This is a genomic window from Youhaiella tibetensis (assembly GCF_008000755.1).
GTDB classification, from domain to species: Bacteria; Pseudomonadota; Alphaproteobacteria; order Rhizobiales; family Devosiaceae; genus Paradevosia; species Paradevosia tibetensis.
Genome location: NZ_CP041690.1, coordinates 2,468,749 through 2,481,511, shown reverse-complemented (window position 1 = coordinate 2,481,511; position 12,763 = coordinate 2,468,749). Strand labels below are relative to the sequence as shown.

The following is a 12,763-nucleotide window of genomic DNA, read 5'->3' as shown; positions in this document are numbered from 1 at the left end:
CTAATCTGAAAGCTTTTCGGCCAGCGCGGCGAGCGCATACCGGTAGCCGGCAGCACCCAGACCGCAGATGACCCCTAATGCCACAGACGATACGTACGAATGATGGCGAAAAGGCTCACGCGTGTGGATGTTGGTTAAGTGAACCTCGATGGTGGGCAGGCCCACGGCGCGCAGCGCATCGTGGATCGCCACCGAGGTGTGCGAGTAGGCGGCAGGATTGATGACGATGCCGTCGGCCGTCTTGCGGGCGTCCTGAATCCAGCTGACCAGTTCGCCCTCGTGGTTTGACTGGCGGAAATCCAGCTTCAGCCCCAGGGAATTGGCGTCTTCCTTGCAGAGCTTTTCGATATCGGCGAGGGTCTGCGAACCATAGGTGCCCGGCTCACGGGTGCCCAGGAGATTAAGGTTCGGCCCGTTGAGGACGAGTATGCGTTTGGCCATGATCTTCGGGTTTTGCCTTGTCGCCCGTGCTGACGCAAGCTGCACTATACGAAATGCACGGAAAACGCAAAGCCACTAGGGGCTTCAGCCGCTCGTGCACACCGTCTCACCGCACGCGCGCACGTTGGAGATGCGTCCGCGCAGCTCGTCCAGCCCGATGGCGCCCGGGATCAGCTCGTTGCCGATGATGTAGGTCGGGGTGCCGGTGATGTTGAGCGCCTTGGCCAGCCGATAGGTATTCTCGATGGCCGTGCTCACTTCCTCGCTGCCCATTTTGAGGGCGAGGTCGACCTTGCTCATGCCCAGCTTCTGCGCCTCGTCGAGCGCCGTTTCGGCGGTCACCTTGCCGCGCGAGGTGAAGAGGGCCTGGTGGAAAGTCCAGTAGTCCACGTCCTTGTCCTTGCCCACCAGCACCGCCACGCGCGCCGCATCCACCGATTCCTTGGAGAGGATGGGGAATTCCTTGAGGATCACCTTGAGGTTGGGATCTTCCGCCAGGAGCGTCGCCAGGTCGGGCAGGGCGTTGCGGCAGTAGCCGCAATTGTAGTCGAACATCTCGACCAGCGTGACGTCGCCATTGGGGTTGCCCAGGACCACGTGGTCCGGGTCGTTGTAGATGGCGTCGCTCATCTGGGCGATCAGGCTCTTGGCCTTGTCGCGCTGTTCGGCGCGGAGCTGGGTGTCCAATGCCTCCGAGACGCGCTGGAGGATTCGCGGATTGCCGAGCAGGTAGCTCTCGATCATCGGGTTAAGCTTGTCCTGGTCGATCGCTGCCGTCTCGACCGGAACCGGCGCGGCGTCGGCGCGCTCCTTGAGCACGTCCTCGACCACCGAGCGCACCTGGGCGGTATCGAGCGCCTGGGGTTGCTTGTAAAGCGACACCGCCAGTCCACCTGCCAGAATGCCGGCTAGGGCAACGAGAGCGATGGTCAGGCGGGACATGGACAACTCCGTGAATCGTAAGCGAGCCGACAGATAGCAGGTTTGTCGACGCGCGGGCACCCGCGCGCATTCGCGCCCGCACGGAAGCAATCAACTCTTGTTGAGCCGTCCGGTTGTGGGCGCGCGGCGATCCGGACGCTTGATCCGGCTGCAATCCTCAGGCAGACCGGGGGCTCAAACGGATAAGCCCATGACCACCGCACCTGATATCGGCCTCAAGCCCTTCCACGCCATGGAGATGGTGACCCTCGCCCAGGAGATCGAGGCCAAGGGGCGCACCGTGTGTCATCTCGAAGTGGGCGAACCCGCCGCGCCGCCGGCGCCCCGCGTGCTCGAGGCCGTGCGCGCCGCCTTGCCGCAGCCGCAACGCTATACGGCCTCCAAAGGATTGATCGAGTTGCGCGAAGCGCTGGTGCACTATTACGAGTCCCAGCATGGGGTTAGCGCTGATCCTCAATCCATCATGGTAACGATGGGCTCGTCGGCCGGCTTCATCCTGGCTTTCCATGCCGCCTTCCGTCCGGGGGCGAAGATCGCGGTGACGCGGCCGGGCTATCCGGCCTATCTCAATACGCTCGATGGCCTCGGCTTCCGCGCCGTCGAAATCCCGGTGAGCGCCTCTTCGGGCTGGCGCCTGACCGCCGCCGATATCGAAGCGGCGCATGCGGCCGAACCCTTCGAGGGACTGCTCTTTGCCAGCCCCGCAAACCCCACCGGCGCCGCGGTCGATCGGGCCGGGTTGGCAGAGATCGTTGCCGCCTGCGCCCGGCTGGGTGTGCGTTTCATTTCCGACGAGATCTATCACGGGCTCGATTATCGGGGCCCCTCGGTCAGCGCGCTCGAGCTGACGCGCGACGCCATCGTCATCAACAGCTTCTCCAAATACTATTGCATGACCGGCTGGCGCGTCGGCTGGATGGTGCTGCCGGACGATTTGGTGCGTCGCGCAGAAATGCTCCAGCAGAACTTCTTCATCTCGGCTCCCACCCTGAGCCAGGTGGCGGCTACGGTCGCCCTTGGCGAGCGCGACTATTCGGAAGAGCAGAAGGCGCGTTATGCCGCCAACCGGCATCTGCTCAACGATGGGCTGGCGAGCCTCGGGCTCGGCACGGGGCAGGTGGCCGAAGGGGCCTTCTATGCCTATGCCGACGTGGGGCGCTTCACCAACGATTCCCTGGCGTTCAGCAAGGAACTGCTCAACGTGGCGGCCGTGGCCGCCACGCCGGGCATCGACTTCGATCGCGTCAACGGCAACCGCTTCGTGCGTTTCTCCTATGCCGGCTCGCGCCAGACGATCGAAGAGGCATTGGCGCGGATGCAGATGTTCCTCATCGGGCGCTGAGCTGGTTCAGCGCGGGTTCGGCGCGAAGGGCCGCAGGCGGTGCCCGTCGGCATCGCTGGCGACGAAGGTGAAGCCGAAATCCATCTCGGTCGGGGTCTGTTCGATCTTGAGGCCGAGAGTCTTCCAGTCATCGTAAGTCTTTGTGACAGAAGCCTTATCCGCCAGCGAGAACGAGAGCTCGCTGCCGCCGGCTGGCTTGGGGGCGGGTTCCATTTCAGTTGCCTGCCAGAGGCCGACCTTGAAGCCGTTGGCCAGCACATAGAGAACGAACGTCTCCGAGTTCTCCACGGGCGAGACGCCTAGGATGCGGTCATAGACCTTGGCGCTTTCGCGCGGGTCCTTTACCGCCAGAAGGATGTAGTCGAGGGTGGACATCTGTTCTCTCCGTCATCGTGTTGATGGGAGAAGCCTAGGGGCGGGCGCTGACAGTTTCCGGCAGTGGCGGCACGGTCACGGACCGCTATCAGGCGGGATGCCCTGGGTCTGGCGCCATTCCTTGAGCAGCGCGGCGCGTCGGCGCGGATAGCGCTCGTCCACCGCCTTGATGGCGGTGATGCGGTCGGTGCGGAAGTGGCGGAAGTCGTTTCGCAACTCGCACCAGGCCACCACGATCCGTACATGGTCGAAGAAGCCTATGGCGAAGGGCCAGATGGTGCGGGCCGTCTCGCCATAGGTGATGGCCAGCTTGTGTTCCTGGCGGATGGCGTCGCGGATCAGGCGGGCATCGACCAGGTCGACCGGCTGGGTGCGCGGTCCCACGAGCAGCGTTGCGGCCTCGACCTCGCGGCGCAGTTCGCCCGGCAGCACGGCGGCGATCTTGGCCAGGGCATTGGCGGCCGCCGAGCCCAGGCTCGGGTCGTCGGCGCGGCGCGCCACCCAACGCGAGCCGAGCACCAGCGCCTCGAGTTCTTCGACCGAGAACATCAGCGGGGGCAGGGTGAAGCCAGGGCGCATTACATAGCCCATGCCGGGTTCGCCCTCAATGTCGGCGCCCTGCGCCTGGAGCGTGGCGATGTCGCGATAGAAGGTGCGCATCGAGATGCCAAGTTCCTGCGCCAGGGCATGGCCGGGAACCGGGTTGCGGTGTCGGCGCAGGATTTGCAGCAGTTCGAGCAGGCGTTCGGTGCGGGACAAGGGGATGCGATCTCGATGTTCGTCGGGACGATAACACGCTGGTGCGCGCTGGCGATCCCTGGCCCAAAAGTTCGGGGCGGGATCGTGTGATCCCGCCCCGTTTTCATTCAAATTTTATCGTTTCAGCTGCCCAGGAAACCGCGCTGCCACCAGCCGGCCTTCTTCTTGGGCTGCTCTTCGGCGGCGGGGGCTTCCGGTGCCGACGTCGAGCTCACGATGATCTCGTCGGGCGGCAAGGCCTTCTTGCGGCTCTTCTTTTCCGGTTCGGCCGGCGCTTCGGCGGCCCCTTCCGGCTCGGCTGCGGGCGCAGTTTCGGTCACGGCGGGAGCGGCAACGGCTTCCTCGGCGGCGGCCGCCTTCTTGCGCGTCCGGGTGCGCTTGGGCTTGGCCTCGGCAGCCGGCTCCTCGGCGACAGCTTCCGCTGCGGGAGCAACGGCCTCGGCGGCAGGGGCTTCCTCGGCCGGAGCGGCCTTCTTGCGGGTGCGGGTGCGCTTGGGCTTTTCGGCAACCACTTCCTCGGCGGGCGTGGCGGCCTCGGCCTCGGCAACCACCGGCTCGGGGGCAGGGGCTTCGGCCACTGCTTCCACGACCGGTGCCTCGGCGGCGGCTTCAGCCGGCTCGGCCTCGGCTACGGCCTCTGCCGCAGGAGCCTCGCCGTTCTCGGCATTCTCGAACTGCTCGCCGTTCTCGCGACGGTTGCGACGGCCACCGCGGCGACCGCGGCGGCGGCGCTTGCGCGGCTCGCCGTTCTCGTCGCGCTGGGAGGCATTGGCCTCTTCGCCGGCAGCTTCCTCGTCGCCTTCGTCCTCATCGCCTTCGGCGTCGCTTTCGGGCGCCTGGCGCTGCTGGGGCTGGGCATGGCGCTCGCCCTCGCCGCGCTCGCCACCACGGCGGCGGCGGCGACGACGACGGCGGGAGTCGCCTTCGCCACCGTTCTCGCTGGAACGGGCGGAGACTTCTTCCTCGGCGCCTTCGGTCTCTTCGACTTCCTCGTCCTCGATGACCTCGTCCATGGCGGCGGTGTCCACGCGCACATGGTCGGTGTTGGTCGCGGTCTGCTCGCTGTAGTGATGGACGCGCGTTTCACCCTTTTCGATATTGAACTGGGTGCCGGTCAGCTTGGCGTCGGCCGTGATGGTGATCGAGAGGCGATACTTTTCCTCGAGCGCGGTCAGCGTGTCGCGCTTGGTGTTGAGGATATAGAGCGCCACGTCCATCGGCACGCGGACATTGATCGACTGGCCGGGGCGGCGCAGCACGGTGTCTTCCACGTGGCGCATGACCATCAGGGCCACGCTTTCCACCGAGCGGATGAGGCCCGTGCCCTCGCAGAGCGGGCACTTGTGGGTCGAGCTTTCGACAACGCCGAAGCGGATGCGCTGGCGGCTCATTTCCATCAGGCCGAAATGGCTGATGCGGCCGACCTGGATGCGCGCTCGGTCGTTCTTGAGGCAATCCTTGAGCTTGCGCTCCACCGCCCGGTTGGAGCGGTTCTCGATCATGTCGATGAAGTCGATCACGATCAGGCCCGCCAGGTCGCGCAGGCGCAGTTGCCGGGCGATTTCCTCGGCCGCCTCCAGGTTCGTCTGGAGCGCGGTGTCCTCGATATTGTGTTCCTTGGTGGCGCGACCGGAGTTCACGTCGATCGAAACCAGGGCTTCGGTCGGGTTGATCACCAGGTAGCCGCCCGAGGGCAGGGTCACCTGCGGGGAGAACATCGCGTCGAGCTGGTTCTCCACGTTGTACTTGGAGAACAGCGGCTGGTCGTCCCTGTACTGCTGCACGTTCTTGGCGTGCGAGGGCATGATCATGCGCATGAAGTCCTTGGCTTCGCGGTAGGCGTTGTCGCCCGCCACCCAGACTTCATCGATATCCTTGTTGTAGAGGTCGCGGATGGTCCGCTTGATGAGCGAGCCTTCCTCGTAGACCAGGCTCGGCGCCTGGCTGCGCAGCGTCAGGTTGCGCACGTTCTCCCAGAGCCGCAGCAGGTATTCGTAGTCGCGCTTGACCTCGGCCTTGGTGCGCGAGGCGCCGGCCGTGCGCAGGATCACGCCCATGCCCTGGGGCACGTCGAGATCGGCGGTGATTTCCTTGAGGCGCTTGCGGTCGGCCGCGTTGGTGATCTTGCGCGAGATGCCGCCGCCACGGGCGGTATTGGGCATGAGCACCGAGTAGCGACCGGCGAGCGAGAGATAGGTGGTCAGGGCCGCGCCCTTGTTGCCGCGCTCTTCCTTGACGACCTGCACCAGCATCACCTGGCGGCGCTTGATCACTTCCTGGATCTTGTACTTGCGCGCGTTGTTGCTGCGACGGCGCTCGGGGACCTCGTCCTCGACCGTGTCACCGCCACCGACGCTCTCGACCGGCTCGTTGGAGACGGGAGCTTCCTCGATGTGGCTGTGCGCGCCTTCCATGTCCTGCGTGTCCGCCTCGGCGTCAGGCTCGCTGACACCGGCAGGCAGGCTGATGGACGTCTCGGCGGCGGCCTCTGCGGCTGCGGCGGAGGGCTCGTGGTCGTGGTGGTCGTCGTCGTGCTCTTCGTCGCGCAGCAGGGCTTCGCGGTCGGCCACGGGGATCTGGTAGTAGTCGGGATGAATTTCGCTGAAGGCGAGGAAACCGTGACGGTTGCCGCCGTATTCAACGAACGCCGCCTGCAGGGACGGCTCCACTCGGGTAACCTTGGCGAGGTAGATATTGCCTCGCAGCTGCTGCCTCTGGGCAGACTCGAAATCGAACTCTTCGAGCCGATTTCCGCTAGTGACTACAACGCGCGTTTCTTCCGGGTGGATGGCATCCACCAGCATTCTCTTGGTTGGCATAAAGTGTAGCTCCGCGCCTTCGCGCGCCAACAGCGTAGGGCCGGCGTGCCGGCAACCTCCGTGCAGCGCCGTGCGAGGCGAATGGTTCTTCTGGGGGTGTAGCGCCAAATATCGGATTGAGTCTGGCACCGCTGGTTTGACGGATGGTCAAAGCCGAAAAGAGAGGCGTGACAAGTGCGCAACCGTTGTCGGTGATTGCGTCGCGTGCTGTCCGCCCTATGGCCATCTGACCTCTTCCTAGTGGGCAAGCCTTCGACCTGTCACCGGTCGCGGCCGCCGTCCGGTCCGCTTGGGAACCGAAATTCGGTAAGTGAAGCAAAAGCCGCCGCTTTTTCAGTGGGACACCGGAGACAACAGGGGCGATTCGACCCGCATTGTTCAGCCGGATGAAACACTCGCTTCAGTGACTAGCCTTTAGGGGTGTTGCAACCAATTGGCAACAGGAAACTCGAAACGGCGGGAAACCGAGACTTTCCACCAGCCATTCTGTTGCACAGGGCTTAAAAAGACGCATAACAAGCCCTAACGCCGCAGAATCGCCTTTCCCTTGGGCGATGTCATCGCCTGTATTTAGGGAGCCTTGCCCACTTGTTCAAATCCGCCGTTATCGCGGCTGTCGCGCTACTGATCACCGCCATTTCGGCCGTTGCGCAGGAACTCCCCGCCAACCCGCTTCCGGAGGTTCTGGACGCGCGCGTCTCCACGACGCCGCAGCGTGCCCGCCTGGTGCTGGATCTGGCCGGGCCGACCCAGTTCGCCATCGTCTCGCTCGACAATCCCAACCGCATCGCCATCGACGTCAAGGCGTCGGGCCTCGAGTTCACCGAGCTGACGCCGGTGGCCGGCGAGGGGCTGGTCTCGGCCTATAACGTGGAAATGGCCGAGTCCGGCCGGGCCCGCACGACGCTGACGCTGGCCGCCACCGCGCAGGTGCAGCAGGCCTATATCCTCGATCCCTTCGCCGACCAGCCGGCGCGACTGGTGGTCGACATCATTCCGATGGACCCGGCCGGATTTGCCGGCAAGGTCGCTGCGGACCTGGCCGCTTCCACGGTCAAGCAGCAGGCGGCGATGGCCGATACGCCGACCCAGCCGGGCGGCTCCAATATCGAGGCCAAGACGCGCCCGCTCGTGGTCATCGATCCGGGCCATGGCGGGGTCGACAGCGGTGCGCGCGGTCCGGGTGGGGTGATGGAAAAGGACATCGTCCTCGCCTTCGCCCTGAAACTGCAGGACCTTCTGGTGCAATCGGGGCGGTTCGACGTGGCGCTGACGCGCGAGGACGACAGTTTCCTCAAGCTCGAGGACCGGGTGGCCCTGGCGCGCCAGAACAAGGCCGATCTTTTCATCTCCATCCATGCCGACAGCTTCCAGCAGCCCGAGATCCGGGGCCTGAGCGTCTATACGCGCGACGAGAACGCCACCGATGCGCTCGATCGCGTGCTGGCCGACCAGGAGAACAAGGCCGATATCATCGCGGGCCTGGCGCCGCCGCAGATGGCGACATCGGTCGTCGACCTGCTCGTGGACCTCATGCGCCGCGAGATGCGACGGCAGTCCTACGAGGCGGCGCAGTCGATCGTCCACCAGGTGGAACCCAGCGTGGCGCTGCGCAAGTTCCCGGTGCGGCAGGCGAACTTCCTCGTGCTCCAGGCGCCGGACGTGCCCTCGATCCTGGTCGAGCTGGGCTTCCTCTCCAATTCGAGCGATATCGCCAACCTCAAGCAGTCCGGCTGGCAGGACCGCACCGCCGAGGCCATCGCCCGCGGCATTTCGGCGTTCTTCGACGAGATGCAGCAGGGCAACGACCAGGCGAGCGCGGAAAAGTGATGGCGGCCCGCAGGAGCCGGGACGGGTCGTTACACAATTGCCACAGCGGACGGGGCAGGGCGTCTGCTATCAATTGTGAGTTGAATCAAGCGGCTCGCTCCAGAGTCGCGTTTATGCGGATAAGGTACTGATGCTCCGCTTGCTCGGCTGGATGTTCGGTTTTGCGGTCTTTTGCGCGTTCGGCCTGATCGTGGTCGGCGTCGTCTATCTGCAGAACCTGACCAACGATCTCCCCGACTACACGATCCTGAAGGATTACCAGCCGCCCGTGACGACGCGCGTCCACGCCGCCGATGGCACGCTGCTGGCCGAATATGCCCGGGAGCGGCGCCTGTTCCAGCCGATCGAGACGATCCCGCCGCTGGTGATCCAGGCTTTCATTTCGGCCGAGGACAAGGACTTCTACTACCACAACGGCATCGCGCTCGATGGTATCATCCGCGCCATGCGCGACAACATCATGGCCAAGGTGGATGGCGCTGGCGGCCCGCTGGTGGGGGCTTCGACCATCACCCAGCAGGTGGCGAAGAACTTCCTGCTCACCACCGAGCAGACCTGGGACCGCAAGATCAAGGAAGCCATTCTGGCGGTCCGGATCGAATCCACCTTCTCCAAGGACAAGATCCTCGAGCTCTACCTGAACGAGATCTTCCTCGGGCTGAACTCCTATGGCGTGGCAGCCGCCGCGCTCAACTATTTCGACAAGGCGCTCTACGACCTCAAGCTCTCCGAAGTCGCCTACCTTGCCGCGCTGCCGAAGGGGCCAAACAATTACCATCCGTTCCGTCGGCCCAAGCAGGCCATCGAGCGCCGCAACTGGGTGCTCGATCGCATGGCCGAGAACGGCTACATCACCGCCGCCGAAGCGGCCGAGGCCAAGAAGGACCCGCTCGACGTGGTGCCGCGCGCCTCGGGCAGCCAGGTCTATTCGGCCGAGTACTTCACCGAGGAAGTGCGCCGTCAGCTTGCCTCCATGTATGGCGAGGAACAGCTCTATGGCGGCGGGCTTTCGGTGCGCACCACACTGGTGCCCAAGCTCCAGGAATATGCCCGCAAGTCGCTGATGGACGGGCTCGTCGGCTTCGACCATCTCAAGGGCTTCCGCGGCCCGGTGGCCAGCATCGACCTCGAGGGCGACTGGGGCGCCGATGTCTACAAGATCACCCCGCTGCGCGATGTGCCCGAATGGCAGCTCGCCGTGGTGCTGGAACTGGGCGACAACCAGGCCAGCATCGGCCTGCGGCCGGGCACCAATATCGATGGCGGCATGCTGCCGGACCGGGTGACCGGGGAGTTGGCTGGGCCCGATACCAAGTGGATCAGCAAGAAGCTCTCGAGCATCCTCAAGGTCGGCGACGTCGTCTACGTCTCCCCGGTCGAAGGCAAGCCGGGCAGCTACAAGATCGAGCAGGTGCCCGAAATCGAGGGCGCTCTGGTGGCGATGGATCCACGCACCGGCCGCGTGCTGGCCATGGTGGGCGGCTTCTCCTTTGCCGAGTCCGAGTTCAACCGCGCCACCCAGGCGCTGCGCCAGCCGGGTTCTTCGTTCAAGCCCATCGTCTATTCGGCCGCGCTCGACAACGGCTATACGCCGTCCTCCGTGGTGCTCGACGCGCCGGTGGAGGTGGTCAATGGCGACGGCACGATCTGGCGCCCGGAAAACTACGCGCAGCGCTTCTACGGTCCGCAGACGCTGCGGCGCGGTATCGAGAACAGCCGCAACGTGATGACGGTGCGGCTGGCCAAGGATATCGGCATGCCGCTCATTGCCGAGTACGCGCGCCGGTTCGGGGTCTATGACAACCTGACGCCGGTCCTCGCCATGGCGCTGGGCGCCGGCGAAACCACCGACCTGCGCATGACCGCCGCCTACGCCACCATCGCCAATGGCGGGCGCAAGATCGTGCCCTCGCTCATCGACCGCATCCAGGATCGCTACGGCAAGACCGTCTATCGGCATGACCAGCGCATCTGCGAGGGCTGTGTCGCCACGAGCTGGGCAGGGCAGGCCGAGCCGCAGATCACCGACAACCGCGAGCAGGTCATCGATCCGATGACCGCCTACCAGATCACCTCGATGATGGAAGGCGTGGTGCAGCGCGGCACCGGCACCTATGCCAAGCGGCTCAACCGCCCGGTGGCCGGCAAGACCGGCACCACCAACGACTACAAGGACGCCTGGTTCGTCGGCTTCACGCCCGAGCTCGCCGTCGGCGTCTACATGGGCTACGACCGCCCGCGCTCGATGGGCGGTGCGTCCACGGGCGGCGAGGTGGCGACGCCGATCTTCACCTCGTTCATGGACAAGGCCCTCAAGGGTACGCCGCCGACGCCGTTCAACGAGCCTCCCGGCATGCACGAGGTCTGGATCGACGAGGCGACCGGCGTGCAGAGCGGGGGCGGGGGCGTACTCGAGGCCTTCAAGCCCGGCACGGGGCCGAACCTGCAGACGTCCGTTATCGGCCTGGGCATGGACTATAGCCAGCAGGTCACCGGCGAAGCCCAGCCGGGGGCGTTCGATCCGAACCAGCCGGTGGCGCAGGGCGGCGGGATGTTCTGAGTGCCCTTCGTCACCTACCCCCATGCCGTCCTGGCGCAGGTAGCGCCCGAAGGCAATGTCGATAGCGCTCTCCTCGCGGTAGGCGAGCGCCTGCGCGCTGCGGCGGTCGAGGCACGGGCCTATGGCCTGGCAGGCGCCCATATCGGGGAGGCCGCGCCGGTGATCGTCCTCAACGTCACGCCCGAAGCGCCGGTGGCCGATTACCGGCTCTTCTTCAATCCCAAGGTTCTCGCCGTCGCGAGCGAAGTGGCCAGCGGCACGGAAGGATCGGTGTCGCTGCCGGGCGTCGAGATTGCCGTGGAGCGCCCCGTCTGGGCCGAGATCGCCTTCCAGGACGCAGAGGGCGCCTCGCACACCGAGCGCATGGAAGGGTTCGTGGCGCGCTGCGCCCTGCACGAAATCGACCAGGTGAACGGCATCTTCTTTCTCGAGCGCGTCTCGCGGCTCAAGCGGGAAATGACGCTCAAGAAATTTCTCAAGCGCCAGCGGGCGGGTTGATCGAAGCGGCAGTCTCGCCTAGATGACTGCTCGAAGATTACGAACGGAAAATGCTTATGCGCGCGGAAATCGAAAAGGTCATCGGCGAGATCGAGCAGGTGGTAAGCCTGCTAAGGAGGCATCTTTGACTGGGATACTGCCCAGCCTCGCCTAGACGAACTCAACGCCAGATCCGAATCCCCCGACTTCTGGAACGACCCTGAGAAGGCTCGTGAGCTCATGCGCGAACGCGATGAGCTCGACGTGCAGATCAAGGCGGTCAAGGAGCTCGAGAGCGGCATCCGCGACAACAGCGAACTGATCGAGATGGGCGAAGCCGAAGGCGACGCCGAGATCGTGAGCGAGGCCGAAAAGGCCTTGCTGGCGCTGCGCGACACCGCCCATCGCCGCCAGATCGAGACGCTGCTGTCGGGCGAAGCCGACGGCAACGACGCCTATCTGGAAATCCACTCCGGGGCCGGCGGCACCGAGAGCCAGGATTGGGCCTCGATGCTGCTGCGCATGTACACCCGCTGGGCCGAGCGCCGGAAATTCAAGGTCGAGACCATGGAATTCCATGCCGGCGAAGAAGCGGGCATCAAGTCGGCTACGCTCAAGATCACCGGTCACAACGCCTATGGCTGGCTCAAGACTGAGAGTGGGGTTCACCGGCTCGTGCGCATCTCGCCCTACGATTCCCAGGCGCGACGCCACACGAGCTTTTCGAGCGCGTGGATCTATCCGGTGGTCGATGACACCATCGACATCCAGATCAACGAAGCCGATCTCAAGGTCGATACCTATCGCTCCTCGGGCGCCGGTGGCCAGCACGTCAACACGACGGACTCGGCCATCCGCATCACCCACGTTCCCTCGGGAATCGTGGTGGCCTGCCAGCAGGAACGCAGCCAGCACAAGAACCGTGCGACGGCCATGAACATGCTCAAGGCCCGGCTCTACGAACTTGAGTTGCAGAAGCGCGAGGAAGCGGCGAATGCCGCGGCGGCCAGCAAGACCGACATCGGTTGGGGCCACCAGATCCGCTCGTACGTCCTGCAGCCCTACCAGATGGTCAAGGACCTGCGGACGGGCGTGGAAAGCTCCCAGCCCGCCGTGGTGCTGGACGGCGATCTCGATCCGTTCATGGAAGCTTCGCTCGCGGCCCGCCTTGGCGGGCAGGCCGAGGCCTGATTTCGACGGCTCCGGCCCCAGAGGGGT

General features: G+C 65.0%; 10 protein-coding genes. 5 read left to right on the top strand and 5 right to left on the bottom strand.

Annotation, left to right across the window (positions count from 1 at the left end):
- Together aroQ and FNA67_RS11960 are read right to left on the bottom strand one after the other, a co-directional pair.
- Complete coding sequence (aroQ, locus tag FNA67_RS11965) at positions 1-441, bottom strand: type II 3-dehydroquinate dehydratase (protein ID WP_049705388.1); 441 nt, start codon at positions 439-441, stop codon at positions 1-3.
- Between the two features lie 84 nt (positions 442-525).
- Entirely contained in the window at positions 526-1,383 is an 858-nt protein-coding gene (locus FNA67_RS11960; RefSeq protein WP_147656173.1) for a DsbA family protein, read from the bottom strand.
- 190 nt (positions 1,384-1,573) lie between these two features.
- Here FNA67_RS11960 and FNA67_RS11955 point away from each other — a divergent pair, with 190 nt between their 5' ends.
- Positions 1,574-2,725, top strand: coding sequence for a pyridoxal phosphate-dependent aminotransferase (locus FNA67_RS11955; protein ID WP_147656172.1), 1,152 nt, complete (start codon positions 1,574-1,576; stop codon positions 2,723-2,725).
- A gap of 6 nt (positions 2,726-2,731) precedes the next feature.
- On the opposite strand, the gene FNA67_RS11950 is transcribed toward FNA67_RS11955, so the two are convergent.
- The 3 genes from FNA67_RS11950 to FNA67_RS11940 all read right to left on the bottom strand — a co-directional run bounded on the left by FNA67_RS11950 (position 2,732) and on the right by FNA67_RS11940 (position 6,678).
- Positions 2,732-3,100 (bottom strand): VOC family protein, encoded by a 369-nt coding sequence (locus FNA67_RS11950; RefSeq protein WP_147656171.1) that lies wholly within the window; start codon positions 3,098-3,100, stop codon positions 2,732-2,734.
- 75 nt (positions 3,101-3,175) lie between these two features.
- Positions 3,176-3,859 (bottom strand): helix-turn-helix transcriptional regulator, encoded by a 684-nt coding sequence (locus FNA67_RS11945; protein WP_147656170.1) that lies wholly within the window; start codon positions 3,857-3,859, stop codon positions 3,176-3,178.
- A gap of 122 nt (positions 3,860-3,981) precedes the next feature.
- Positions 3,982-6,678 carry an Rne/Rng family ribonuclease gene (locus tag FNA67_RS11940; RefSeq protein ID WP_147656169.1) on the bottom strand — a complete coding sequence of 899 codons (2,697 nt, stop codon included), beginning with the start codon at positions 6,676-6,678 and terminating at the stop codon, positions 3,982-3,984.
- Positions 6,679-7,266: 588 nt separating this feature from the next.
- Between FNA67_RS11940 and FNA67_RS11935 the strand changes: the two genes are divergently transcribed.
- From FNA67_RS11935 to prfB, 4 genes are all read left to right on the top strand, one after another.
- A complete protein-coding gene (locus tag FNA67_RS11935) occupies positions 7,267-8,508 on the top strand; it encodes an N-acetylmuramoyl-L-alanine amidase (RefSeq protein WP_049705382.1) in 1,242 nt (413 codons plus the stop codon).
- Between the two features lie 130 nt (positions 8,509-8,638).
- Positions 8,639-11,068, top strand: a complete 2,430-nt coding sequence (locus FNA67_RS11930; RefSeq protein ID WP_049705381.1) for a penicillin-binding protein 1A — start codon at positions 8,639-8,641, stop codon at positions 11,066-11,068.
- Entirely contained in the window at positions 11,069-11,566 is a 498-nt protein-coding gene (locus FNA67_RS11925) for a peptide deformylase (RefSeq protein WP_147656168.1), read from the top strand. It begins immediately after the preceding gene.
- A gap of 56 nt (positions 11,567-11,622) precedes the next feature.
- A protein-coding gene (gene prfB / locus FNA67_RS11920) for a peptide chain release factor 2 (protein WP_145976740.1) occupies positions 11,623-12,736 on the top strand; the annotation gives its coding sequence in 2 pieces (ribosomal slippage) (positions 11,623-11,691 and positions 11,693-12,736; 1,113 coding nt in all).
- Positions 12,737-12,763: the final 27 nt, after the last annotated feature.